We start from the raw sequence: 23,913 nt of genomic DNA, 5'->3' as shown, positions 1-23,913 counted from the left end.
TCTTACCAGAAGTCGGGCAGGCTGTAGCGGTAGGTGTTGGTCTGGTGCCAGTAGTGGTTGCCGTCGACCCACACGGCCACGCCCCGCAGGAACCGCTGCACGGTCGGGACGGGGCAGGCTGCGGCGAGGGCGGCGGCCTCGGCCTCGAAGTCGCGCATGAGGTCGTTGTGGACCTCCACGGCCTTCAGATAGCCCTCGCGGTCGGAGACGCCCTCGCGGTCGGCGATCACCACGGGCAGGTTGAGGTGCCGGCCGGGGCTGTCGAGCTCCTTCATGTACGAGTACAGGTCGTTCACGATGGTGGTCGCGTTCCCGGCGAGCGCGAGGACGCGCTGCATGGCGGGCTGGGCGTGCAGGTCCGCCGGCAGTTCGTAGCCGCCGACGGTGTCCGTGATGGTGGGGCAGGGGCGGAAGTTGTTGAACTGGCGCATCGCCAGGTACTCCCACACCTCCGGCATGTGGTCCGTCTCCGTCCAGGCCGCCTCGGCGAGGTACCCCAGGTGGAGCCGGGCCATGTCGTGCCGGTACCGGTCGGCCTGGGAGGGGCTCGCCCGGTCGACGAAGTAGCCCATGGCGGAGCGGTACGCGCGCCGCGGGGCGTCGGCGTGGAGCGACTCGGCCCACCGCGGCTGGTACTCGGCGGTCGTGTGGAGCGGGTCCAGGGCGGTGTGCGCCAGGAGGAGCCGTCCGCCGAGGCCGACGGGTGAGCCGCCGTGGTCCTCGCAGTAGCAGTCGTCGACGGCGTTCTCGGCGACCATCAGGCGGGTCGCGAGCATCAGGTGCTCGACGGACGGGGCGTCGGGGTGACACGCGACCATGTAGCGGCCGACGGAGAACCCGTCGAACTCCCCCTCCCAGTCGTCGGGGTAGAGCTGCACCTCGTCCAGCGCCCAGGCCTTGATCCGGCGGCTGACCTCGTCCACCCGCACCGGGTCGGGTTCGGGCACGGGGTGGTGGTAGAGCCCCGGGACGGGGCGCCCCGCGGCCGGCGCCGGGGGCTCCGGCAGGACGGACGCCCCCGCGCCGCGGGCCAGGGACAGCGCCGCCGTGCCCAGACCGGTGGGCCCCGGCAGGGCGAACCCCGGCAGGGGCACGGGCGGCGCGGACGCGGCCGGCGCGGCAGGTGCGGCGAGTGCGAGGGCGGCGGCACCCGGGGCCGTGGGGAGGAGCGTGGTCGCGGCGGGTGCCGGGGCGACCGGCGCGGGCGGCGCGGTTCGCGGGGTGACGGGAGCGGGCGCGGCGACACCGGGGGCGACCGGTGCGGCTCCGGCGGCGTCCGCCGCACCGGCCGCCCCTGCCGCGGCCGTCGGGGCGGCCGCCGACCCGAGGACATGGGCGCCGAAGTGGGCGGCCGCGCCGGGCAGGCTCGATGGCAGGGGCGAGGGCCCTGGTTCGGGCATCCGTGTCTCCTTGCTGGGGGGGGTGGGGGCGGTCCGGGGTGCCGGGGGGGCGGTCGATCGGTACGGTCCGGACCGGCGCGGCCTGCGGGGCGGCGGCCGCGGGAGAGCGGCTGGGCCGGATCCGGAGAGCGGCGCCGTCCGCCGGCGGGCGGGGCTCGCGGCGTGCGGTACGGGCGGCCACCGGGCGGGCGCCTTCGTGGGGGGCGACGCTCTCGCCCGGTGATGCGGACGACCCGGAGCGCGGGCCGTCGGGCCTCTCGGCCGGGCCGCACGGTCCGGATGCGGCCCGGGGCCCGTCGTCGCACTCCCGCCGCCGCCCGCGGGACGGACGGGAGTGATGCGCAACCCCTAGTGCCTGCGGGCGATCTCCACGTTCTCCAGCACGCCCAGCGCGTTCGGCACCAGGATCGCGGCGGAGTAGTAGGTCGTGACGAGGTACGACATGATCGCCTGCTCGCTGATGCCCATGAAGCGCACCGAGAGGCCGGGCTCGTACTCCTCCGGAAGGCCGGTCTGGCGGAGGCCGATCACGCCCTGGTTGTCCTCGCCCAGACGCATGGCCAGGATCGAGCTGGTGTTCTCCTTGGTAATCGGGATCTTGTTGCAGGGCAGCAGCGGGACGCCCCGCCAGCCGAGGACCTGCTGCCCTTCGAGCTCGACGGTGCCGGGGTTGAGGCCGCGCGCGTTCCATTCGCGCCCGATCGCGGCGATCGTCCGGGGGTGGGCCAGGAAGAGCTTGGTGCCGCGGCGGCGGCAGAGGAGCTCGTCGAGGTCGTCCGGGGTGGGCGGGCCGGAGTGGGTCTGGATCCGCTGCTTGAAGTCGGCGTTGTGCAGGAGCCCGAACTCCCGGTTGTTGATCAGCTCGTGCTCCTGGCGCTCGCGCAGCGCCTCGATGGTGAGCCTGAGCTGCTCCGCCGTCTGGTTCATCGGGCCGTTGTAGAGGTCGGCGACCCGGGTGTGGACCTTCAGGACCGTCTGCGCGACGGAGAGTTCGTACTCGCGCGGCTTGAGCTCGTAGTCGACGAAGGCGCCGGGCAGCGCGGCCTCGCCGACGTGGCCCGCCGACATCGCGATCTCGGCCTCCCCGTGGCGGTTCTGGCGCTGGAGCGGGAGCGAGCTGAAGGCCTCGATGTGGGCCTGGAGGGCGGACGAGGAGGCGAGCACCGCGGCGAACTCGGCGCGGGAGAGGGTGAGCAGCGTGCCGGCGGTCTCGGCGGTCGCGGTGTAGTCCCATCGGGCGTCGGCGTCCAGCAGGGCGTTCTCACCGAAGCGGTCGCCGTCGGCGAGGACCGCGACGGCCACCTCGTCGTCGTACTTGCCGAGCGAGGTCTGGTTGACGCGCCCGTGGGCGACGAGGTGGATCTCCTCGGCGGGGGTGCCGCGCGAGACGAGGACCTCGCCGGCGACGAAGTCGCGCTGCACGCACCGGGCGGCCAGCGCGTTCAGCACCTCGTCGTCCTCGAAGCCGCGCAGCAGGGCGAGTTCGCCGAGTTCGCGGGGGATGACCCGGACGCGGGCCCCGTCCTGCACGAACTCGATGCGCCCGTCGCCGACGGTGTAGCTGAGCCGCCGGTTGACCCGGTAGGCGCCGCCCTTGGTCTCCACCCAGGGGAGCATCCGCAGCAGCCAGCGGGAGCTGATCTCCTGCATCTGCGGGGCGGACTTGGCCGTGTGGGCCAGGTTCCGGGCGGCGGCGGTACTGAGGCTGGACTGCTTCGGGGTGTCCTGCTGTACGGCCGGGCCGGTGTCGACGGTCATGGAGCGGGCTCTCCTTCGCAGGGGGGTGGTGACCGGCGCACGGGCGCCCCGGTCGGTGAAAGAGGAGGGACACGGGAAAGACGAGGAGAAAGCAGAGGGCGAGAAGGCGTGAAAGCTCGGAAAGAGGTGTGAACAAGGAGGAAGGTCCGGGAATCCGTCCAGATCCCGGGGAACACTAACGGCCGTCGACCCGGGCGCACCCCACGAGTTCGAGGGCATTACCTCGAAGCGGCGATCTTGCTCCATTCGAGGTTTAACCCGATGATCTGCGGTATTCGGGCCACATGGCCGAGAGCTCATGGTTCCCGCCACCAGATCTCGCACATTCCGTTCGGGAGTGACGCCGCCGTTCGATTCGTTTGCGTGCGGACGCCCGCGCACCTCTCCGCCGGTGCGGCGCACCTTGCCGTACAGGGACAAAACGCCACCATCCGGCTAGATTCGGCTTTCAGTCGTCTCCCGTCGCTCCAAGGGGTGGGCATGCAGGCCGGCGAACCCGCCGCAGAGGACCGAACCCCGCGGGAGCCGACGCCCGCTCGGGCCCTCCCCACCCTTCCGGCGGCAGGCGCGCCGCACGCCGTGCGGCGCCTCCCCCGCACCGGCTCCGGCCGGAGCCGCCCCCTCCCGACGTACGCCCCTCCGGCAGCTCCCCCCACGTCGGCCCCACGGAAGGCAGGTCATGTCGCACGCTGATACCGGTCCAGGCGCCACCACCGCCGGGTCCCCGCCCACGGCCAAACTGACGCTCGTCACGCTGACCGCGATGGTCGTCGGCTCCATGGTCGGCGCCGGCGTCTTCTCGCTGCCCCGGCGGTTCGCCCAGGAGACGGGGGTCGCCGGCGCGCTGATCGCCTGGGCGATCGCCGGCTTCGGCATGCTGATGCTGGCCTTCGTCTTCCAGGCCCTCGCCGTGCGGCGCCCGGACCTGGACGCCGGCGTCTACGCGTACGCGAAGGCGGGGTTCGGCGAGTACCTGGGCTTCTTCTCGGCGTTCGGCTACTGGGCGAGCGCCTGCGTCGGCAACGTGACGTACTGGGTGCTCATCATGTCGACGATCGGCGCGATCTGGCCGGCGCTCGGGGACGGCGACACCGCCCTCTCGATCATCCTGTCCTCGGCCGGACTCTGGGCGTTCTTCCTGCTCATCCGGCGCGGGGTGAAGGAGGCCGCCGCGATCAACCGGATCGTGACGGTGGCCAAGATCGTGCCGATCCTCGTCTTCGTCGTCCTCGCCCTGTTCTGCTTCGACGCCTCCGTCTTCGCCGACAACTGGGGCGGCGCCGACTACGCCGGCTCGCTGTTCAACCAGGTCCGCGGGACCATGCTCGCCACCGTCTTCGTCTTCCTCGGGGTCGAGGGCGCCAGCGTGTACTCGCGGCACGCCAAGCGCCGCGAGGACGTCGGCCGGGCGACGATCCTCGGCTTCCTCAGCGTCTTCGCCGTCTTCGCCTCCGTGACCATCGTGTCGTACGGGATCCTGCCGATGAGCGAGATCGCCGAGCTGCGCCAGCCCTCCATGGCGGGGGTCCTGGAAGCGGCCGTCGGCAACTGGGGCCAGGTCTTCGTCAGCGTCGGCCTCATCGTCTCCGTCCTCGGCGCCTACCTGGCCTGGACCCTGATGGCGGCCGAGGTGCTCTTCGTGGCGGCCAAGGACGAGGACATGCCGCGCTTCCTGGGACGCTCCTCCGGCGACGACGTCCCCGTGCCCGCCCTGCTGCTGAGCACGGCCCTCAGCCAGGTCGTCCTCGTGGTGACGGCCTTCTCCGACGACGCCTTCAACTTCGCCCTCGACCTGACGAGCGCGCTCAGCCTGATCCCGTTCCTGCTCGCCGCCGCGTTCGCGGTGAAGATCGCGCTGCGGCCCGCGCAGGAGAAGGCGGTCGGCCGGTCCACCCGGGGCGAACTGGTGGTGGCCCTCCTCGCCACGGTGTACACGGCCTTCCTGCTGTTCGCCGCCGGGCTCAAGTTCGTCCTGGTCTCCTTCATCCTCTACGCGCCGGCGACGTTCCTGTTCGTCAAGGCCCGGCGCGAGCAGGGCAGGACGCTCTTCTCCCCGCGCGAGCTGGTGATCCTCGCCGTCTCGGTCGCCGGCGCCGTCGTGGGCGTCGTCGCCCTCGCGGCCGGCTGGATCAGCCTCTGAGCCGCCCCTCCGGCCCGTGCCGCTCCCCGGCCCGTGCCGCTCCCCGAACCCCGACCCTCGCCCGCCCCTTCGCCTCCGTACCCGAAAGGCCCCGCATGACCAGCAACGACGCGTCCGCCCAGCCCGCGCTCGGCGTGTACTCCGAGGTCGGACGGCTCCGCAAGGTCCTCGTCTGCTCCCCGGGGCTCGCCCACCGCCGGCTCACCCCGACCAACTCGGACGACCTGCTGTTCGACGACGTCATGTGGGTGGAGAACGCCCAGCGCGACCACGCCGACTTCGTCGACGAGCTGGTCCGGCGGGGCGTCGAGGTCGTGGAGCTGCACGACCTGCTCACCGAGACCATGGCCCTGCCCGAGGCGCGCTCCTGGCTGCTCGACCGGAAGATCGTCGCCAACGAGGTCGGCCTCGGCCTGATCGACGACACCCGCGCCTTCCTGGACTCGGTGTCGGCCCGCGACCTGGCCGAGTACCTCATCGGCGGGCTGGCGACCACCGACCTCCCCGACGCGTACCGCTCGGGGTACCTCTCCCTCGCCCGCGAGGCCACCGGGGTACGCGAGTACCTGATGCCGCCGCTGCCGAACACCCTCTACACCCGGGACACCACGTGCTGGCTGTACGGCGGCGTCACCCTCAACCCGCTCTACTGGCCGGCGCGGCACGGCGAGACCCTGCTCATGAAGGCGGTCTACCGCTTCCACCCCGACTACCGGGACGCGACCGTCTGGTGGGGCGACCCCGAGCGGGACTGGGGCCAGGCCACCTTCGAGGGCGGCGACATCATGCCCGTCGGCAACGGCGTCGTCCTGATGGGCATGAGCGAGCGGACCTCGCGCCAGGCCATCACCCAGGTCGCCGCCTCCCTGTTCGAGAACGGCGCGGCCGACCGGGTCATCGTCGCGGGGATGCCGAAGCTGCGCTCCGCGATGCACCTGGACACCGTCTTCACCTTCGCCGACCGGGACATCGTCACGCTCTACCCGACGATCATGGACTCGGTGCACACCTTCACCCTGCGGCCCGGCGGCAAGCCGTCGGGCGTGGACATCACCGACGAGGGCGCCACCCCGTTCGTGGACGTGGTGGCGAAGGGCCTGGGACTGCCCGGGCTGCGGGTCATCGAGACCGGGGGCGACGTGTACGCCTCCGAGCGGCAGCAGTGGGACAGCGGGAACAACGCGGTCGCCCTCGAACCCGGCGTGGTCTTCACCTACGACCGCAACACCCAGACGAACGCGCTGCTCCGCAAGGCGGGCGTCGAGGTCATCACCATCGTGGGGGCCGAGCTCGGCCGGGGCCGCGGCGGCGGGCACTGCATGACCTGCCCGCTGATCAGGGACGCGGTCGACTTCTGACGGCGCGCCCGGGACCCGGCACCGCGGCGCGGTGCCGGGTCCCGTGACGTTCCGTGCGGCCGGCCGGCGGCAGGGCGCGGTGGCCGGCCCGCGCGTCCCGGGCGGTCCCGGTCAGGCGGCCGGGTCCGGGCCGGCCAGCTGCTCGGCCAGCTCGCGCTCGCTCTCCTCCGGCAGGGTGGTCTTGAGCACGGTGCCGCCGAACGGCTCGACCGCCGCGGCGAACCTGTCCTCGGCCAGCCGCGAGGCCATCACCACGACGGCGGACGAGCCGGGCGCCAGCAGCTCCTGGACCTTGTCGCGGAAGGCGTTGTCGACGCCCATCCGGTTGAGCCTGCCGATGAGCCCGCCCACGGCGGCACCCACGACGCCGAGCCCCGGCGTCAGAACGATCATGCCGAGGACCAGGCCCCAGAGGGCGCCGGCGGTGGCCGAGAGCGCGGTCTCCCCCTTCCGCCGGGCCGGGGTGTCCACATGGGTCCTGCCGTCCTCGTCCACCGACACGACGGCGAGTCCGGTCAGCTCGACCGCATCGCTCTCCCCGAGCTCCTGCACCGCGGCGAACGCCCGGTTCGCGACGGCCTGGTCGTCGTAGCCGAGGACGATGAGTTCGGACATGCGGCTCTCCTCCTGTGTCAGTACCGCTGCGCCTTGACGAGCTTCGGGGTGAGCACCGGGTCGGCCGGCTGGCGGCTGATGACCAGCGGCTGCCTGCGTTCGCCCGGTTCGAGGTCCTCCTCGCCGACGAACTGCGTCTCGACGACCTTGCCCGAGGGGTCGAGGAAGTCGACCTGCACGGCGTACGAGGCCTCCTCGTCGGTGGTGTTGGTGATGTTCAGGACGACGGTGAGCACGCCGCCGGTCTCCGCGCGCGGCTTGCCCGTCATCGCGACCTCGTCGCCCGCGTTCCCCGGGGCCCGCACGTCCTTCAGCTCCTCCTCGGCCTCTTGGCGGCTGCGCTCGGCCTCGGCCCCGATGGACGCCTTGCGCTCGGCCTCGCGTGCGGAGGCGGAGGCCGCCGCGGAGGACGCGGACGCGCGGGCCGACTCGATCGCCGCCTGCCCGGAGGAGGCGACGGAGGAGGGGAGTTCGCCCGTGAAACCGGCCGTGTCGGGGGCGGTGGGGCGCTCACTGACGGCGGTGCCTCCGGTGTCGTCGTCGCTGCCGCAGGACACGAGGCCGACGGCGCCGAGGGCCGTGACGACGACGGCCGCGGCCGCGCTCACCGCGCGTGCGCGGACCGGCCTGCGGCCGCGCTCCGATGTGGGGTTCACAGGATCCGTCCTCTTTCTCGTGGGCGTTCGTGGTGGGGCCGGACGGTGTCCGGAGGGTGTCGGCCGTGGCGCCGGTGCGCGGCCGCGGCGCGGGGCGTGGTCAGTACCGGAGGACTCCGGCGATGCGGCCCATGTCGAGCAGGGCGTCGTCGTGGACGAACTGGACCTCGGCGCCGGTGTCGAGGGCGCGCTCCACGATCTCGTCGACCATGTCGTCCCGGGTGCCGGGCTCGGCGGGCTCCGCGGGTTCCAGGTGGCCGCCCTCGTCGCGTACGACGGTCCGGTAGTGGTCCTCGACGGCGAGCAGCCGGATCCGGCCCTCCTTGACGGCCTGCCACACCTCGTCGATGCCGCCGGCGAACTCGCGGCGTCCCCGGGCGGCGTCGAGTTCGGCCAGGACGGTGGTGGCCGTGGCGGCCTCCCGGGCGGCGCGGGCGGGCTCGACGGCCTCGTGCACCGCGGCGGCCGGGCCCTTGGCGAGGCCACCGTGGTGCAGGGTCGTGGCGCCCCGCGGGAGCGGCCCGGTGTCCTCGAGGAGCGCGACGGCGGCGGGTTCGCCGAGCACGTAGAGCGGCCGGGGGGCGAAGGCGAGGACGGCGCGCAGGGCCGTGTGGGCCTCGCGCAGGAACTGGCGGGTGGCCTCGTCCTGGAAGGTGCTCGGCAGATCGCCGATGCGCTCCTTGCGCTCCGCGTCCGGGTCGTCGAGGCCGCGGGTGAGCGGGAAGCCGTTGCCCGTGTGCTCGGTGAACCGTTCGGGGCTGCCGCTCCAGAGCGAGACGCGGTCGGCCGAGACCGCGAGCGCCCAGGAGGGCTGTTCGGCGGCGTGGCCGGCGACGAGGTTGCGGGTGAGGAAGGTGTCGGCGAGGACGACGCGTTCGGGGACCGACCGGCCGACGGTCCACACGTGGTGTTCGCCCGGGGCCGCGAAGAGGACCAGGCCGTCCTCGGCGTGGGCGAGGTCGGTCTCGGCCACCGCGCGGTGCAGCTGGTCCATGACGTCGGCGCGCCGCTCGCGGGGGATCGCCGGGTCCTCCTGGATCGCCTTCTCCGCCGCGGCCACCAGGTTGCGGAGCCGTACGGGGTCCTGGGCGTTGTCCGGCTCGCGGCGGTGCGTCGGCATCGCGAGGGACACGGCGGGGTACGGGCGGGGCTGGCGCAGTTTCGCCAGTACGTCGCTGCTGAGCGCGGGGTCCATGGGGAGGCCTTCCTGGCGGGTTCAGGCGGTTCTGCGGGACGGGCGGAGCGGGGAGGGGCCGGGCCCTATCCGGGTCCGGCGAGCTGCTCGGCCAGTTCCCGCTCGTCGGCGTCGCTGAGCGAGGTCTTGAGGACGGTGCCGCCGTGCGGCCGCATGGCCACGGTGAACTTGTCGTCGGTGACCTTCGAGGCCATGATCACGAGCGCCGCCGAACCGGGCTTGAGGAGGTCCTCCACCTGTTGGCGGAACCGGTCGTCGACCCCGGACTTGCTGATCTTCCCGACGAGGCCGCCGAGGGCGGCCCCGGTCAGGAGCCCCAGGCCGGGGAAGAGGAAGAGCAGGCCGAAGATGGCTCCCCACAGGGCGCCGGAGGCGGCCGAGACGCCGACGACACGGCTGTCGGTGTCGACGTGGGTGGCGCCGTCGGCGTCGACGGACACGATCGCGAGGCCGTTGAGGTGCACGACGTAGTCGCGCTGCAGCGCGTGCACCGTGTCGTACGCCTGCTCGGCCACCCGGGGGTCGTCGTACCCGATGACGATCAGTTCAGCCATTCCCGCCTCCTGGGAGAAGGGGCCGTGAAGTGTCATCGTGTCCCGATATGTCCGCCCTCGCGACTCGGTGATCCCCTCGACGGGCGTACGACGACGACCGCCGGGTGCGCGGACGCGCGACCCCGGCGGTCGGGATTCCGGTCGTCCTCCCCTTTACGGGCGGGCGAGTGAGGCCAGCTCGACGGCGATGGCCTCGCGCAGCAGGGTGCGCGCGTGCTCGATTCCGATGCCGCCGCTCAGCCAGCGCATGCTGAGGCCCTCCAGGAGGGCGGTCAGCCGCTCCGCGGCGGCGGCGAGGGCGGCCGCCGGGGCCATCGGCTGGACCTGTCCCAGGAGGGCGGCGACCTCCTGCACCCAGACCAGGGTGGCCCGGGCGAGGTCCTCGCGCAGGATCGGGTCGAAGACGGCGCTGGCCCGCAGTTCGCCCCAGGCCGAGCTGTTCTCCCGCACCTCGGGGATGTCCTGGAGCTCCAGGAGGAGGACCTCGTCGAGCTCCTCGCGCGGGCCGAGCGGTTCGGCGTCGGGGTCGCGCTGGTTGGTGTACCGCTCGGCGCGGTCGTTGATGAACTCCAGCGTGTGCCGCAGGATCCCGGTCCGGTCCTTGAAGTGGTAGTAGATGAGGCCGGTGGAGACACCGGCCTCCGCGGCCAGTTCCTCCACGCGCAGGCCGCGCACACCGCGCCGGGCGATCACCCGGGCGGCGGCTTCCAGGATCTGAGTACTGCGAGACGACATGCCCCGAACCCTATCGGCTCCCCTGACCGGGTCCTGAGGCCGAGGTCCGCGAGGCGGGGTGCCGACCGGGGGCGTCGCACGGGACGGTCCGGGGCGAGGGCGGCCGCACCCCGGCCCACCGGTTGACCTTCTTTTCAGATTCGACCGCTCAGGGGAGCCCTGAGAGCGGCTCCGCACCCTCTCGCGATCTGCACTGCCCAAGTCCGCCATGCCCCGCCTGAGCTTGACTGAAAATCCAGTCAGTGCCAGAGTGGCGGCACGGCCCGCCCCCACGCACGTCCGGGCCGCCGGCCCCGCAACCCTCCGGGCGCCCGTGCGCAGCCCAGGCCCGCGAATCCGGCATGCGGCGCGTTTCACCACGATCCGCCCGCCACCGCCGGATACTCTCGCCAGCCCATGAACGGAGCACAGCGTGTCCCATCCCGTCCTCACCCGCCGCACGGCCCTGCTCTCCTTCGCCGCCGTCGGCGGCACCCTCGCCTTCGGCGCCGCGGGCTGCGGCCCCGGTGACTCCACCCCCGCCGGTGCCGCCGGCGCCACCACCGGCCCGGCCACCGGCTCCACCCGCCCCTCCGCCGCGGGCGGCGAGCGCCGCTTCGGCGCCGAGTGGGACAGCCACACCCGCACCTTCATGTCCTGGCCCGCGCTCGCCTCCGTCTGGGGGGACGAGCTCCCGTCCGTCCGGGAGGACATCGCCCGCATCGCGCGGGCCGTCTCCGCGTACGAGGCCGTCGTCATGATGGCCCGCCCGGCCCAGGTCGCCGCGGCCCAGCGGGCCTGCGGCTCCCAGGTCGAGGTGATCGCGATGCCGGTCGACGACCTGTGGGCCCGCGACACCGTGCCCGTCTTCGTGGAGGACGGGGACGAGCTCGTCGGGATCGACTTCAACTTCAACGGCTGGGGCGGCAAGCAGGAGCACACCAACGACGCGCAGGTGGGCCGGCTGCTGCTCCGTAAGTACGGCATCCCCCGCGAGGTGGCCCCCCTCGTCGCCGAGGGCGGCTCCTTCGAGACCGACGGCGAGGGCACGCTCCTCGTCACCGAGAGCTCGATCGTCAACGACAACCGCAACCGGGGGAAGACCCGGGACCAGATCGAGGACGAGCTCATCGAGACCCTCGGCGTCGAGAAGGTGGTCTGGCTCGCGGGCGTCCGCGGCGAGGACATCACCGACGCCCACGTCGACAGCCTCGTCCGCTTCACCGCCCCCGGCGTCGTCCTGCTCGACCAGGCCTTCCCCGGCACTCCCCCGGACTCCTGGTCCCGCTCGGCCGACCAGGCCCGCTCGGTCCTCAGCCGGGCCACCGACGCCCGCGGCCGGCGCTTCGAGATCATCGACCTCCCGCAGCCCGACCTCGACCGGATCACCGGCGAGGGCGACGACTTCGTCTCGACGTACGCCAACTTCTACGTCGCCAACGGCTCGGTCTTCATGCCCCGGTTCGGCGACCGGACCGCCGACGACCGCGCCCGGGGCATCCTCCAGGACCAGTTCCCCGACCGCGAGGTCGTCCAGGTGCAGATCGACACCATCGCCTCGGGCGGCGGCGGCATCCACTGCGCGACGCACGACCAGCCGGGCAGGCCCGCCGCCTGACCTCCTCCTCTCCCCCGCCCGCCGTCCCCCGTCTCCCGTCTCCCCCTGGAGCCCGTCCGTGTCCACGAAGCGACGTCAACCACGGCCCCCCGGCGGGCCGCTGAGCGCCGGGCTCGTCCTCCTGGCCGTCGCGGCGGCCACCCTCTGCGGCCTCTGGCTCCAGTTCGGCGAGCGCCAGGACCTGGACACCCGCTACACCGCCGGAGGACAGGCCCCCGACCGGATCGACATCGACGCCTCCGTCCAGCGCGTCGACGCCGCCGGCCGGGAGCTGGTCCTGCGCCTGCTCGTCACGCCCCGCGGGGCGCTCGCGGAGGCGGGCGGCATCTCCCCCGCCGAGAACCTGACCCTCCAGACCTCCTCGTCCGTGCGGGGGGACCTCGGCTTCCCCGCGCACAGCAGGATCGCCACGGTCGACGTGCCGGTCGCCCTGACCGGCGGACCGATCACGGACTACCCCTTCGACGTGTACGACGCGGACATGGAGTTCGGCGCCGTGCAGGGCGGCGAGCCCGTCCCCGTCCGCATGACGCTCACCAACCGGGACGCCCTGTTCTCCCTCGCCGTCGACACCGCGGAGATCAAGGGCGCGGCCGTGTTCACCGCGGAGGTGGCGCGCTCCCGCAGCGTCCTCGTCTTCTCGGTCTTCATGATGCTGGCGATGTGGGCCCTCGCCGTCGCCGTCCTCCTGGGCGGCCGGCACCTCGTACGGCGGCGCATGGGCCTGACCTGGCCCGCGCTCGGCTGGATGGCGGCCACCCTGTTCGCCCTGGCCGCCTTCCGCAACACCGCCCCGGGAGCGCCGCCCATCGGCAGCCTCCTGGACTACCTGGCCTTCTTCTGGGCCGAGATGCTCATCGCCTTCTGCGTGATCGTGGTCGTGGTCCGCGCGGTGCGGGCGGAGGGCCCGCCGCCGCCGCGCGACGGCACCACCGCCTGACCGCCCGGCCGCGCGCCGCGACGGCCGCCTCCGGACCGGGACCCGGCCGGACGGGGCCGTCGTCTGCCCCACACGGGCGGTACTCGCGCGGTCCGCGGAGTGTTCCCCCTCGGGCCGCCCCCTCGCCCCGAGATAGTGCGGGACATGACGCACACCCCCCACTTCCCGCGCACGCGCGCGCGGTTCCGCAGGGCCCTGCTCTGCGCCGCCGTCCTCGCCCTCGCCGCCCAGACGGCGGCCGTCGCCCCCGCGGCCGCCGGGAGTCCCGGCGGCCGCGGCTCCGACTGCGTGCGGACCCCGGGCCACCTCGGCGGCCAGGGACGAAGGGTCCTGGAGATCACCCGGCAGGCCAAGGAGGACCTCCGGCTCAACGCCGTACAGGTGCGGGTCACGGTCGACGGTCGCGAGGTCCTCACGGACGCGCTCGGCGAGTCCATGACCGGCGTCCCGGCCGAGCCCGCGATGCACTTCCGGGCCGGCTCCGTGGCCTTCGCCCACATCGGGACGGCCCTCCTCAGGCTGGTCGAGGAGCGGCGCGTCCGGCTCGACGACACCGTCGAGCGCTGGCTGCCCGACCTGCCCCAGGCGGACCGGATCACCCTGCGCATGCTGGCGTCCAACACCACGGGCCTCCACGACTACGTCACCGACCCCGCGTTCGGCGCGGAGCTGGGGACCCACCCGTTCAAGGCCTGGACCCCCGAGGAGCTGGTCGCGTTCCCGCTCCGCCACTCCTTCTGGTACGAGCCGGGCACGAGCTGGAGCTACTCGCACGCCAACTACGTCTACCTGGTCGAGGCCCTGGAGAAGATCACGGGCGTGCGGATCGACCGGCTGGTGAGGGAGAAGGTCACCGGTCCGCTGGAGCTCCGGAACACCCGGAACAACTTCACGCCCGACATCCCGAGCCCGGTCCTGCACGCCTTCACCTCGGACCGCGGTCTGTACGAGGAGTCCACGTTCTGGAACCCGTCGTGGACGACCGCCCCGGGCGCGGTCATCACCACCGACATCTGCGACCTGGCCCGCTCGGCGCAGGCCATCGGCGCCGGCGAGCTCCTCTCGCCCCGCTCGTACCGCACCCTGCTCGACCCGGGCACCGTCGGTCTCGGCGGCGAATCCGCCACCTGCCCCGCCACGATCTGCCTCAAGCAGACCGAGGCCAAGCACTTCGGTCTCGGGGTCATCGTGGTCAACGGGTGGATCGTGCAGAACCCGTCGTTCTCCGGGTACGCGGCCATCCAGGCGTACCTCCCGTCCGAGCGGCTCGCCATCGCGGTCTCGGCGACGCAGACGGCCACCACCCCCGAGGGCAACCAGGCCGAGGTGGTCGCCGAGCGGATCGCGGCCGCGCTCGCGCCCGGGGACCCGCTCGCGATCAGCTGACCCCGTCCGCCCGCCGCCGTCCGACCGCCGCCGTCCGTCCGCCCGCGCCGTCCCCCGCCGTCCCGCCGACCCGCCGTCCCCCGCACCGCCGTGGACGGCTCCGCGCCCCGATCTGAGTACACGTACTCATGGCCGGGGCCGGGGTCCGGCGGGACGATGGCGCCGGATGCGGACGGGCTCGGAGGGGGCGGCATGAGCAAGGTCGTGGGGGTCTTCCTGGCGGCGGGCTGCGCGGTCGGCGCACTGGTGCTGGCGTACGCGGTGGGAGCGCCGCCCGGTACGGTGCTCGCCGTGGGAGCGGGCGTCCTCGGGCTGCTCTGGCTCCTGCTGCTCCTCACCCTGCCGTGGAACCTGTACTTCCGGGCCCACTCGGTCCTCGCCGAGATCGCGATCAGCCGCGGCAAGGGCATCGACGTCCCCGGGGAGCGGGACGCCGAGGCGCGGCGCATCGCCCGCGGGATGCTGCGGCTCGCCGTCGCCGGGCACGTGGTGACGGCCGGCGCGGCGCTCGCCGTGGCCGCGGCGACCGGCCGCGCGGCGGGCCACTGGTTCGCCGGGTTCTTTCTCCTCAGCACCTTCTTCCGGCCGGCCGGGGCGTACTTCGGGCAGCTGCGCGGCCGCCTCGGGGTGCTCCTGGAGGACGTGACGTTCCCGCGCGACGACGTGGTGGCCCTGACCGGGCGGGTCGCCGCCCTGGAGGGCGGTGCGACGGCCATGGAGGAGAGGACGGAGGAGCAGTACCGGGCCCTGGCCGAGCTGCGCCGCACGGTGGACGCCGTCGCGCTCTCCGCGCACCAGCGGGCCGACGAGACCGACCGGAGGATCGCCGCGCTGGCGCGGGAGTTCGAGTCGACGGTGAACCGCCTCACCGACAACGAGGAGATCATCACCGGGCTCAAGGCCTTCCTGAGGCTGCTGCGCGCCACCGACGCACCCGGCGCGCCCGGGGCCGCCGGGGGCGCCACCGCCCCCTGACGCCGTGCGCCGGAGTCCTCACACCGCGCCCGGTGCCGCTGTGCGACCGGTGTTACGGGCCGAGATCGGCCCGGGTGACACGGGTGTCATCGCTCGTGCGTACGGTCGGGGCTCGAACGGTTCCACAGAGAGGCGCCCCGGTGACCCGACAGGACACGCCGACCCCCGGGGGCGGTACGGCAGGTACGCCCGACCGGATCCGGACCGTCTGCTCGTACTGCGGCGTGGGGTGCGGCCTGCTCCTCGACATCGGCGCCGGACCCGACGGACGCCGCACCGTCCTCAGGGCGAGCGGCGACCCGGACCACCCCGCCAACCGCGGACGCCTGTGCACCAAGGGCGCCACGACCGCCGACCTGCTCGCCGCCCCCGGACGGCTGACCACCGCGCTCGTCCGCGAGGAGCGCGGTGCCGACCCCGTCCCCGCCGACACCGGGCGGACCCTCGTCGAGACCGCCCGCCGGCTGCGCGCGATCGTCGACGAGCACGGGCCCGACGCCTTCGCGCTGTACGTGTCCGGCCAGATGAGCCTGGAGGCCCAGTACCTCGCCAACAAACTCGCCAAGGGGTTCATCGGCACCAACCGGATCGAGTCCAACTCGCGGCTCTGCATGGCGAGCGCCGGCACCGGCTACAAACTGTCCCTCGGGGCCGACGGCCCGCCCGGCTCGTACGACGACCTCGACCTGGCCGACGTCTTCCTCGTCATCGGCTCCAACATGGCCGACTGCCACCCCGTCCTGTTCCTCCGCCTGATGGAGCGGGTCAAGGCCGGCGCGAAGCTGATCGTCGTCGACCCGCGCCGCACCGCCACCGCCGAGAAGGCGGACCTGTTCCTGCGCGTCCGGCCCGGCACCGACCTCGCCCTGCTCAACGGGCTCCTGCACCTGCTGCACGAGAACGGCCGCACCGACCCCGCGTTCATCGCCGCGCACACCGAGGGCTGGGAGGCGATGCCCGCGTTCCTCGCCGACTACCCGCCGGCCGCCGTCGCCCGCGTCACCGGCATACCCGAGGCCGACCTCCGCACCGCCGCCGAGTGGATCGGCGCGGCGGGCGAATGGACCAGCTGCTGGACCATGGGGCTGAACCAGTCGACCCACGGCACCTGGAACACCAACGCCCTGGTCAACCTGCACCTGGCGACCGGTGCGATCTGCCGTCCCGGGTCGGGCCCCTTCTCGCTGACCGGCCAGCCCAACGCCATGGGCGGCCGCGAGATGGGCTACATGGGCCCCGGCCTCCCCGGCCAGCGCTCGGTCCTGGTGGCCGAGGACCGCGCCTTCACCGAGGAGCTCTGGGACCTCCCGCCCGGCACGATCCGCGAGGACGGCTCGGGTCAGGGCACCGTCGACCTCTTCCGTCGCATGGCGGACGGCGAGATCAAGGCCTGCTGGATCATCTGCACCAACCCGGTCGCCTCCGTCGGCAACCGCGCCACCGTCGTCGAGGGCCTGCGGGCCGCCGAACTCGTCGTCACCCAGGACGCGTTCGCCGACACCGAGACCAACGCGTACGCGGACGTGGTGCTGCCCGCCGCCCTGTGGACCGAGACCGAGGGCGTCCTGATCAACAGCGAGCGGAACCTCACCCTCGCCCGGCCGGCGGTCGACCCGCCCGGGGAGGCGCTCCCGGACTGGCTGATCATCGCCCGCATCGCCTGCGCGATGGGCTATGAGAAGGCGTTCGCGTACGACAGCGCCGAGGAGGTCTTCGAGGAGATCCGGCGCGCCGGGAACCCCAGGACCGGCTACGACCTGAGCGGAGTGTCGTACGAGCGGCTGCGCACCACCCCCGTCCAGTGGCCGGCCGCGAGCGGAGGCCCCGCGCGGAACCCGATCAGGTACGTCGGGGGGAACGGCGACGGGCCCGGCACGGGGCCGGTGTTCCCGACCCCCAGCGGCCGGGCCGTCTTCCACGCCCGTCCGCACGTCGACCCGGCCGAGATGCCGGACGACGTCTTCCCGTTCGTCCTCAACACCGGCCGGCTCCAGCACCAGTGGCACACCCTCACCAAGACCGGCAGGGTCGCCCGGCTGAACCGGCTGAACCCGGCGCCGTTCGTCGAGCTGCACCCGGGGGACGCCGCGCGGCTCGGGATCGCGGAGGGCGACGCGGTGGAGATCGCCTCGCGGCGCGGGAAGGCCGTCCTGCCCGCCGTGGTCACCGACCGCGTGGCGCCGGGCAGCTGCTTCGCGCCGTTCCACTGGAACGACCTCTTCGGCGAGGACCTGTGTGTCAACGCCGTCACCCACGACGCCGTCGACCCGCTCTCCTTCCAGCCCGAGCTGAAGGTGTGCGCGGTGGCCCTGACCCGGACGGCGGCCCCGGTGCGGGTCGGGTCCGTGCTTCCCGCGCCGGTCCGGGCCGTGCTTCCCGCGCCGGTCGCCCGGGAGGCCCCCGCTGCCCCGCCGGCGGCCGTCCCGAGCGGCGTCCTGCCTCCCGGGCCCGCGGCCGCCTTCGGCCTCGACACCGCCCCGCCGCCCGTCCTCTCCGCCGAGGAGCGGCAGTACCTCGTCGGCTTCCTCGCCGGGCTGGAGTCGGGCGCGCCCGGGGTGCCGGTGCTGCCGGCCGGCGCGCCCTTCCGCGAGGACCGCGCCCGGTGGGCGAACGGGGTGCTGGCCGGCCTGTACTCCCGCGTGCCGTCGCCCGCTCCCGCCGTCGGCGCAGGTGCCGCGGCGGGCCGGGAGGTCGTCGTCCTGTGGGCCTCGCAGACCGGCAACGCCGAGGACTTCGCGGCGGCCGCCACGGAGCGGCTCGTGTCGGCGGGCCACCGGGCCGCGCTCGCGGGCATGGACGGGACCGTCCTCGGGGCGCTGCCGCCCGCCGCCGACCTGCTGCTGATCACCAGCACCTTCGGGGACGGCGACGCGCCGGACAACGGCTCCGGGTTCTGGGACGCGCTGACCGCCCCCGACACGCCGCGCCTCGACGGCCGCCGCTTCGCCGTCCTGGCCCTCGGGGACTCCTCGTACGGCGACTTCTGCGGGCACGGGCGGCGCCTCGACCGGCGGCTGGACGAGCTGGGCGGGGTCCGCCTGGCACCGCGTACCGACTGCGAACCCGACTACGAGGCCTCCGCCCTGGCCTGGCTCGACCAGGTCCTGGCCGGGCTCGCGGGCGGGCAGGGGACGCCGGCGCCCGCCCCGTCCGCCGTCGTCCCGGGGGCCGTCCCGTCGTCCGCCGCGCCCCGGCGGTCCGGCCCGGCGAGCATTCCCGCCCGCCTCGTCGGGAACCGGCTGCTCAGCCTGCCGGGGGCGGGCAAGGAGGTCCGGCGGTTCACCTTCGACACCCGGGAGCACGGGGCGCCCCTCGGGTACGAGAGCGGGGACGCGCTCGGCGTGCAGCCCGTCAACTGCCCGGATCTGGTGGCCGAATGGCTGGCCGTCACCGGTCTCGACGCGGGGTCCCCGGTGGACCTGCGCGACCGGGGGACGGTCGCCTTCGGCGAGGCGCTCCACCGGCACCTCGACATCACCCGCGCCACGCCCGCCCTCCTCGCCTTCGTCGCCGAGCGGACCGGCGACCGCGAGCTCAAGCGGCTCCTGCGGCCCGACAACAAGGACGGTCTCGCCCGCTGGGCCTGGGGCCGGCAGGCCGTGGACGTCCTCGCCGAACACCCCGTCCGCACCGGCGCGCAGGAGTGGGCCGAGGTCCTGGGGCGGCTCGCGCCCCGGCTGTACTCGATCTCCTCCAGTCCGCTCACCGACCCGCACCGGGTGTCCGTCACCGTCTCGGTGGTCCGCTACGAGAACCGCCGCGGGCGTCCTCGCAAGGGTGTCTGCTCGCCGTTCCTGGCGGACGCCGACTCCGGTGCCGCGGTCCCCGTGTACATCCGGCGCGCCCCGCACTTCCGGCCGCCCGCCGACCCGTCGACGCCGATGGTGATGGTGGGGCCCGGCACCGGTGTGGCGCCCTTCCTCGGCTTCCTCGACGAGCGCCGCGCGCTCGGCCACCGGGCCCCGAACTGGCTCTTCTTCGGCGAGCAGCACCGGGCCACGGACTTCTACTACGAGGAGGAGCTCACCGCCCTGCTGGCCGACGGCACGCTCGACCGCCTCGACACCGCCTTCTCCCGGGACCAGCGCGCCAAGGTCTACGTGCAGGACCGGATGCGGGAGCACGGACCGCAGCTCTGGTCGTGGCTCCGGTCCGGCGCCCACTTCTACGTCTGCGGCGACGCGGCCCGGATGGCGAAGGACGTGGACCGCGCGCTCCGCGACATCGCCGTCGCGCACGGGGGCATGGACGAGGCGGAGGCGGCGGCGTACGTCAAGCGGCTCGCCGCCGACCGGCGGTACGTGCGGGACGTGTACTGACGCCCTGGGCGCCGGTCCCGGTGCTCAGGCGCCGTCCGCCGCCGCCCGCTGCGCGGCCGTCCGGGCGCCTCGTGCCAGCAGCCAGGCGGTGGTCTCCCCGGCGTTCCGGGCCCGGGCGACGTCGAGCGGGGTGAGGCCGTCCCAGCCGATCCGGTCGATGTCCGCGCCGGCGTCGAGCAGGCGGGCGGCGACGTCGGGCCGGTCGCCCTGGCAGGCGCCCCAGAAGGCCATGTCGATCTCGTCGGGCGACGGGGCGGGGCGGGCGGCGAGCCGGGCCTCCACCAGGTCGGGGAGGCCGAGTGCCGCGGCGTCCTGGAAGGTGGGGCGGGCGCCGTGCTCGAGCAGTCGGCGGGCGGCGCGCCACTGTCCGAAGGCGCGGGCGTCGGTCAGCGGGGTTCCGTCGGCGACGACCGCTCCGCCGGCCTCGATGTCGGCTCCGGCGGCGAGGAGCGCGTCGATCATGGGCACGTCGTCGTTGCTCGCCGCCCAGTGGAGAGGGGTCTCCCGGTGGGCGCCCGCGAAACGGGCGTCGGGATCGGCGCCGGCCTCGACGAGGAGGGCGACGGTCTCCGGGCCGCGCGGCCGGTGGCCGGGCCAGTCGGCGGCGATGTGCAGCAGGCTCCGTTCGCCGGGGCCGCGGCCCGGGCGGTCCTCGGCGATCCGCGCGGTGGCGAGTCCGGGATGCGCGGCGAGCAGTGCCCGCAGGGTGGCGAGGTCGCCGGTGACGACGGCCTCCGTGACGGCTGTTGCCAGCGGGTCACGGGAGCTGAGAGTCTGCGGGGTCGGCATGCCGCCAGGATGCCGCATCCCGGGGGCGGCCCGGGAACGGCTTCACCCGCTTGCCGGACCCCGGCTTGACGCTAATGTCGATATATAGGCCACATGTGCATCCTCCGTCCCGCGTTCATCAGGCGGCGGGAGGGCGGAGTACGGAAGGAGCCTCCCATGACCCGTAGATTGCGGGGCGCGATAGCCCTCGCCGGGGCCACCGCCCTCTGTCTGGGCGCGGTGGCGACCAGCGGGGCGGCCCAGCCCGGCGCGGAGTCGGCGCAGCGGCAGGACGTGCGGATCGGTCTGCTGCTGCCGGAGAGCAAGACCACGCGGTACGAGAAGTTCGACCGGCCGTACATCGAGGCCAAGATCAAGGAACTGGCACCGGACGCCCAGATCGACTACTACAACGCCGCCGAGAGCGCGACGACCCAGCAGCAGCAGGTGAACACGGCGCTCGCCAAGGGCGACAAGGTCCTCATCCTGGACGCCGTGGACGCCAAGTCGATCCAGTCGTCGGTGCAGAAGGCCCACGACGCGGGCGTGAAGGTCGTCGCCTACGACCGCCTCGCGCAGGGCCCGGTCGACTCGTACGTCTCGTACGACAACCGCAAGGTGGGCGAACTGCAGGGCCAGGCGCTCCTCGACGCCCTCGGCGACAAGGCCGGGAGCGGCGAGATCGTGATGCACAACGGGTCGCCGACGGACCCGAACGCGGCGGAGTTCAAGGCCGGCGCGCACTCGGTCCTGGACGGCAAGGTGAAGATCGGCAAGGAGTACGACACACCGAACTGGGACCCGAACAACGCCAACCAGCAGATGTCCGGCGCGATCAGCGCCCTGGGCAAGGACAAGATCGTCGGTGTCTACTCGGCCAACGACGGACTGGCCGCGGGCATCGCGACCGCCCTGAAGGCGGCGGGCATGAACGTGCCGCTGACCGGCCAGGACGCCCAGCTCGACGCGATCCAGCGGATCCTGCTGGGCACCCAGACGATCACGGTCATGAAGCCGTACAAGCCGGAGGCGGACATCGCCGCCACGATGGCGGTCGACTTCGCCGAGGGCAAGCCCCTGCCGGCCGACCTGGTCCCCACCACCGTCACCAGCGGGAGCGGCCAGAAGGTCCCGGCCAACCTGCTGACGCCGGTCGTGGTCGACAAGACCAACATCAAGGACACCGTCGTCAAGGACGGCCTGTACACGGTTCAGGAGATCTGCACCCCGACGTACGCCGCCGCCTGCAAGGAGGCCGGTCTCCAGTAGCCGCGCGCGGCGATTCCGTCCCGGCGCGCAGCTTTCCGCCCGGGCGCACGGCAGGTCCGCCCCGGACCCTCCGGTCCCGGGCGTTCCATCCCGGCGCGCGGTCCCTCCGCCCCGTGGGGCGGGGCGGTCCGCGCGGCCGGGCGAGCGGAGGAGGCGGTTCCCTTGCCGGAGCCACCCGTGCTCTCCCTGAGGGGGATCTCCAAGCGGTTCGGCGCGGTCCAGGCCCTGAAGGACTTCGACCTGGACGTCCATCCCGGTGAGGTGGTCGCGCTGGTCGGCGACAACGGCGCCGGCAAGTCGACCGCGGTCAAGTCGATCGCCGGGGTGAACCCGCCCGACGAGGGGGTCATCACCTGGGAGGGGCGGCCGGTCTCCATCGGCCGGCCGCACGACGCCCAGAACCTCGGGATCGCCACCGTCTACCAGGACCTGGCGCTGTGCGACAACCTCGACGTCGTCGCCAACCTGTTCCTCGGCCGGGAGCTGCGGCGGTTCGGTGTGCTCGACGAGGTCCGCATGGACCAGCGGGCGCGCGAACTCCTTGACACCCTGTCCATCCGCATCCCGAGCGTCCGCATCCCCGTGGCCTCCCTCTCCGGCGGTCAGCGGCAGACGGTGGCGATCGCCCGGTCGCTGATCGGCGCGCCGAAGGTCGTCATCCTGGACGAGCCCACCGCCGCCCTGGGGGTGGAGCAGACGGCCGAGGTGCTCGACCTCGTCGAACGGCTCCGTGAGCAGGGCCTCGGCACCATTCTGATCAGCCACAACATGGTGGACGTGATGGCGGTCGCCGACCGCATCGCGGTGATGCGCCTCGGCCGCAACAACGGCTTCTTCGACAAGCGCTCGACCACCACCGAGGAGATCATCTCGGCGATCACGGGGGCCACCGACAGCGCCGTCACCCGCCGTCAGGCACGCAAGCGGGAGCAGGAGGAGGAGCGATGAGACGCGACCGTGGCCGCGACCCCTCCGGCGGCTCCCCCGACGCGGGCAGCCAGGAACCGGCGCCCGGCGCCGTACCCGCCGTCGACACCCGGCTCCTCGTCCGTGAGGAGGGCATCAAGGGGTACCTCGGCGAGTTCCGGCGCAGGATGCGCAGCGGCGAACTGGGTTCGCTGCCCGTCGTGCTCGCCGTCATCATCATCTGGACGGTGTTCGGCAGTCTGAACAGCACGTTCCTGTCGGCGCAGAACCTGTCCGACCTCAGTCAGCAGATCGTCGGCACGGGCATGATCGCCGTCGGGATCGTCTTCGTCCTGCTGCTGGGCGAGATCGACCTCTCCGTCGGCTCGGTCAGCGGTCTGTGTGCGGCGATCTTCGCCGTGCTCAACGTCCTGAACGGCATGAACGAGTGGCTCGCGCTGCTCGTCGCGATCGCGGGGGGCGCGGCGGTCGGGCTCATCCAGGGGTTCTTCTTCGCGAAGGTGGGGGTGCCGGCGTTCGTGGTGACCCTGGCGGGCAACCTCGCCTGGAACGGACTCATGCTCCAGGTCCTCGGCACCAGCGGCACGGTCAACATCCCCAGCGAGAGCATCGTCTCCAAGCTGTACTCGACGATCTACCACAGCCCTGCCGCCGCGTACGTGGCGGCGGCGGTGGGGGTCGGACTGTTCCTGGCGGCCTCACTCCTGGACGCCCAGCGGCGCCGGGCGGCCCGGGTGCCGTTCCGGCCGCTCTCCGAGATCGTGCTGCGGACGGTCGTCATCGGCGCGCTCGCCTTCGCCACCGCGTACATCCTCAACCAGTACCAGGGGCTGCCGCTCGCGCTCCTGATCTTCCTGGTCCTGCTGGTGGTGCTGGACTTCGTGCTGCGGCGCACCACGTACGGCCGCCGGATCTTCGCGGTCGGCGGGAACATCGAGGGTGCGCGCAGGGCGGGCATCAGCGTGCCGTTCATCCGGATGACGGTCTTCTCGATCGCCGGGACCATGGCGGCGGTCGGCGGTCTCTTCCTCGCCGGGCAGATCCAGTCCGCGAGCCAGACCTCCGGCGGCGGGAACCTGCTGATGAACGTGATCGCCGCGGCCGTCATCGGCGGTACGAGCCTCTTCGGCGGCCGCGGCACGGTGTGGTCGGCGCTGCTCGGCGCCCTGGTGATCGGCTCCATCCAGTCGGGCATGAACATCATGGGCGTGAGCAACGCCGTCCAGTTCATGATCACGGGTGCGGTGCTGCTGGCCGCGGTGGTGGTCGACTCCCTGTCCCGCCGCACCCAGAAGGCGGCGGGCAGGGCGTGAGCGCGCCG

The 23,913-nt window shown here is 73.4% G+C and carries 18 protein-coding genes; 10 read left to right on the top strand and 8 right to left on the bottom strand.

From position 1 onward, the window contains the following. Positions 1-2: 2 nt before the first annotated feature. Together ACF09E_RS34410 and ACF09E_RS34405 are read right to left on the bottom strand one after the other, a co-directional pair. Positions 3-1,400 (bottom strand): family 2 encapsulin nanocompartment cargo protein terpene cyclase, encoded by a 1,398-nt coding sequence (locus ACF09E_RS34410; protein WP_392210058.1) that lies wholly within the window; start codon positions 1,398-1,400, stop codon positions 3-5. 348 nt (positions 1,401-1,748) lie between these two features. After that, positions 1,749-3,158, bottom strand: coding sequence for a family 2B encapsulin nanocompartment shell protein (locus ACF09E_RS34405; protein WP_392210056.1), 1,410 nt, complete (start codon positions 3,156-3,158; stop codon positions 1,749-1,751). A 679-nt stretch (positions 3,159-3,837) separates the two neighbouring features. Here ACF09E_RS34405 and ACF09E_RS34400 point away from each other — a divergent pair. Both ACF09E_RS34400 and ACF09E_RS34395 read left to right on the top strand, forming a co-directional pair. After that, positions 3,838-5,298 (top strand): basic amino acid/polyamine antiporter, encoded by a 1,461-nt coding sequence (locus ACF09E_RS34400; RefSeq protein ID WP_392210054.1) that lies wholly within the window; start codon positions 3,838-3,840, stop codon positions 5,296-5,298. A 95-nt stretch (positions 5,299-5,393) separates the two neighbouring features. Beyond that, complete coding sequence (locus ACF09E_RS34395; RefSeq protein WP_392210052.1) at positions 5,394-6,656, top strand: arginine deiminase; 1,263 nt, start codon at positions 5,394-5,396, stop codon at positions 6,654-6,656. Between the two features lie 111 nt (positions 6,657-6,767). Here the strand turns inward: ACF09E_RS34395 and ACF09E_RS34390 are convergent, their stop codons facing one another. The 5 genes from ACF09E_RS34390 to ACF09E_RS34370 all read right to left on the bottom strand — a co-directional run bounded on the left by ACF09E_RS34390 (position 6,768) and on the right by ACF09E_RS34370 (position 10,411). After that, positions 6,768-7,271 carry a DUF1269 domain-containing protein gene (locus ACF09E_RS34390; RefSeq protein ID WP_392210050.1) on the bottom strand — a complete coding sequence of 168 codons (504 nt, stop codon included), beginning with the start codon at positions 7,269-7,271 and terminating at the stop codon, positions 6,768-6,770. 17 nt (positions 7,272-7,288) lie between these two features. After that, a complete protein-coding gene (locus ACF09E_RS34385; protein WP_392210048.1) occupies positions 7,289-7,927 on the bottom strand; it encodes an FxLYD domain-containing protein in 639 nt (212 codons plus the stop codon). 100 nt (positions 7,928-8,027) lie between these two features. Further along, the gene (locus ACF09E_RS34380) at positions 8,028-9,122 is read right to left on the bottom strand and encodes a chemotaxis protein (protein WP_392210046.1); all 1,095 of its coding nucleotides are present in this window, start codon (positions 9,120-9,122) and stop codon (positions 8,028-8,030) included. 65 nt (positions 9,123-9,187) lie between these two features. Then, positions 9,188-9,676, bottom strand: coding sequence for a DUF1269 domain-containing protein (locus ACF09E_RS34375; RefSeq protein ID WP_392210044.1), 489 nt, complete (start codon positions 9,674-9,676; stop codon positions 9,188-9,190). A 153-nt stretch (positions 9,677-9,829) separates the two neighbouring features. Continuing rightward, on the bottom strand, positions 9,830-10,411 hold the full coding sequence (locus ACF09E_RS34370) for a TetR/AcrR family transcriptional regulator (protein WP_388794713.1): 582 nt from the start codon (positions 10,409-10,411) through the stop codon (positions 9,830-9,832). Positions 10,412-10,823: 412 nt separating this feature from the next. Here ACF09E_RS34370 and ACF09E_RS34365 point away from each other — a divergent pair, with 412 nt between their 5' ends. From ACF09E_RS34365 to ACF09E_RS34345, 5 genes are all read left to right on the top strand, one after another. Further along, entirely contained in the window at positions 10,824-12,008 is a 1,185-nt protein-coding gene (locus tag ACF09E_RS34365) for an agmatine/peptidylarginine deiminase (RefSeq protein WP_392210042.1), read from the top strand. A 58-nt stretch (positions 12,009-12,066) separates the two neighbouring features. After that, positions 12,067-12,948 carry a DUF4436 domain-containing protein gene (locus ACF09E_RS34360; RefSeq protein WP_392210040.1) on the top strand — a complete coding sequence of 294 codons (882 nt, stop codon included), beginning with the start codon at positions 12,067-12,069 and terminating at the stop codon, positions 12,946-12,948. 144 nt (positions 12,949-13,092) lie between these two features. Beyond that, positions 13,093-14,334, top strand: a complete 1,242-nt coding sequence (locus ACF09E_RS34355) for a serine hydrolase domain-containing protein (RefSeq protein WP_392210038.1) — start codon at positions 13,093-13,095, stop codon at positions 14,332-14,334. A gap of 192 nt (positions 14,335-14,526) precedes the next feature. Next, the gene (locus ACF09E_RS34350; RefSeq protein WP_392210036.1) at positions 14,527-15,309 is read left to right on the top strand and encodes a hypothetical protein; all 783 of its coding nucleotides are present in this window, start codon (positions 14,527-14,529) and stop codon (positions 15,307-15,309) included. A 140-nt stretch (positions 15,310-15,449) separates the two neighbouring features. Beyond that, the gene (locus ACF09E_RS34345; protein WP_392210034.1) at positions 15,450-19,628 is read left to right on the top strand and encodes a molybdopterin-dependent oxidoreductase; all 4,179 of its coding nucleotides are present in this window, start codon (positions 15,450-15,452) and stop codon (positions 19,626-19,628) included. Between the two features lie 24 nt (positions 19,629-19,652). Here ACF09E_RS34345 and ACF09E_RS34340 read toward each other — a convergent pair whose 3' ends face one another. Beyond that, on the bottom strand, positions 19,653-20,417 hold the full coding sequence (locus ACF09E_RS34340) for an ankyrin repeat domain-containing protein (RefSeq protein ID WP_392210032.1): 765 nt from the start codon (positions 20,415-20,417) through the stop codon (positions 19,653-19,655). Positions 20,418-20,573: 156 nt separating this feature from the next. Between ACF09E_RS34340 and ACF09E_RS34335 the strand changes: the two genes are divergently transcribed. From ACF09E_RS34335 to ACF09E_RS34325, 3 genes are all read left to right on the top strand, one after another. After that, positions 20,574-21,665, top strand: a complete 1,092-nt coding sequence (locus ACF09E_RS34335; RefSeq protein ID WP_392210030.1) for a sugar ABC transporter substrate-binding protein — start codon at positions 20,574-20,576, stop codon at positions 21,663-21,665. Positions 21,666-21,827: 162 nt separating this feature from the next. After that, positions 21,828-22,613 (top strand): ATP-binding cassette domain-containing protein, encoded by a 786-nt coding sequence (locus ACF09E_RS34330; protein WP_148002691.1) that lies wholly within the window; start codon positions 21,828-21,830, stop codon positions 22,611-22,613. Next, positions 22,610-23,905, top strand: a complete 1,296-nt coding sequence (locus ACF09E_RS34325; RefSeq protein WP_392210028.1) for a sugar ABC transporter permease — start codon at positions 22,610-22,612, stop codon at positions 23,903-23,905. Before ACF09E_RS34330 ends, ACF09E_RS34325 begins: the two co-directional genes overlap by 4 nt. The last annotated feature ends 8 nt before the right edge of the window (positions 23,906-23,913 follow it).

Origin of the sequence: Streptomyces sp. NPDC014891 (assembly GCF_043081085.1) — a bacterium.
GTDB lineage: Bacteria > Actinomycetota > Actinomycetes > Streptomycetales > Streptomycetaceae > Streptomyces.
The sequence above is the reverse complement of the archived record's forward strand: the minus strand, read 5'-3'. Positions and strand labels throughout refer to the sequence as shown.

Excerpts from the sequence above, each read along its gene's own strand:
- ACF09E_RS34355 (WP_392210038.1), top strand. The coding sequence starts at position 13,093 with ATGACGCACACCCCCCACTTCCCGCGCACGCGCGCGCGGTTCCGCAGG.
- ACF09E_RS34380 (WP_392210046.1), bottom strand. The coding sequence starts at position 9,122 with ATGGACCCCGCGCTCAGCAGCGACGTACTGGCGAAACTGCGCCAGCCC.
- ACF09E_RS34350 (WP_392210036.1), top strand. The coding sequence starts at position 14,527 with ATGAGCAAGGTCGTGGGGGTCTTCCTGGCGGCGGGCTGCGCGGTCGGC.
- ACF09E_RS34405 (WP_392210056.1), bottom strand. The coding sequence starts at position 3,158 with ATGACCGTCGACACCGGCCCGGCCGTACAGCAGGACACCCCGAAGCAG.
- ACF09E_RS34370 (WP_388794713.1), bottom strand. The coding sequence starts at position 10,411 with ATGTCGTCTCGCAGTACTCAGATCCTGGAAGCCGCCGCCCGGGTGATC.
- ACF09E_RS34325 (WP_392210028.1), top strand. The coding sequence starts at position 22,610 with ATGAGACGCGACCGTGGCCGCGACCCCTCCGGCGGCTCCCCCGACGCG.
- ACF09E_RS34395 (WP_392210052.1), top strand. The coding sequence starts at position 5,394 with ATGACCAGCAACGACGCGTCCGCCCAGCCCGCGCTCGGCGTGTACTCC.
- ACF09E_RS34335 (WP_392210030.1), top strand. The coding sequence starts at position 20,574 with ATGACCCGTAGATTGCGGGGCGCGATAGCCCTCGCCGGGGCCACCGCC.
- ACF09E_RS34400 (WP_392210054.1), top strand. The coding sequence starts at position 3,838 with ATGTCGCACGCTGATACCGGTCCAGGCGCCACCACCGCCGGGTCCCCG.
- ACF09E_RS34410 (WP_392210058.1), bottom strand. The coding sequence starts at position 1,400 with ATGCCCGAACCAGGGCCCTCGCCCCTGCCATCGAGCCTGCCCGGCGCG.
- ACF09E_RS34390 (WP_392210050.1), bottom strand. The coding sequence starts at position 7,271 with ATGTCCGAACTCATCGTCCTCGGCTACGACGACCAGGCCGTCGCGAAC.
- ACF09E_RS34340 (WP_392210032.1), bottom strand. The coding sequence starts at position 20,417 with ATGCCGACCCCGCAGACTCTCAGCTCCCGTGACCCGCTGGCAACAGCC.
- ACF09E_RS34375 (WP_392210044.1), bottom strand. The coding sequence starts at position 9,676 with ATGGCTGAACTGATCGTCATCGGGTACGACGACCCCCGGGTGGCCGAG.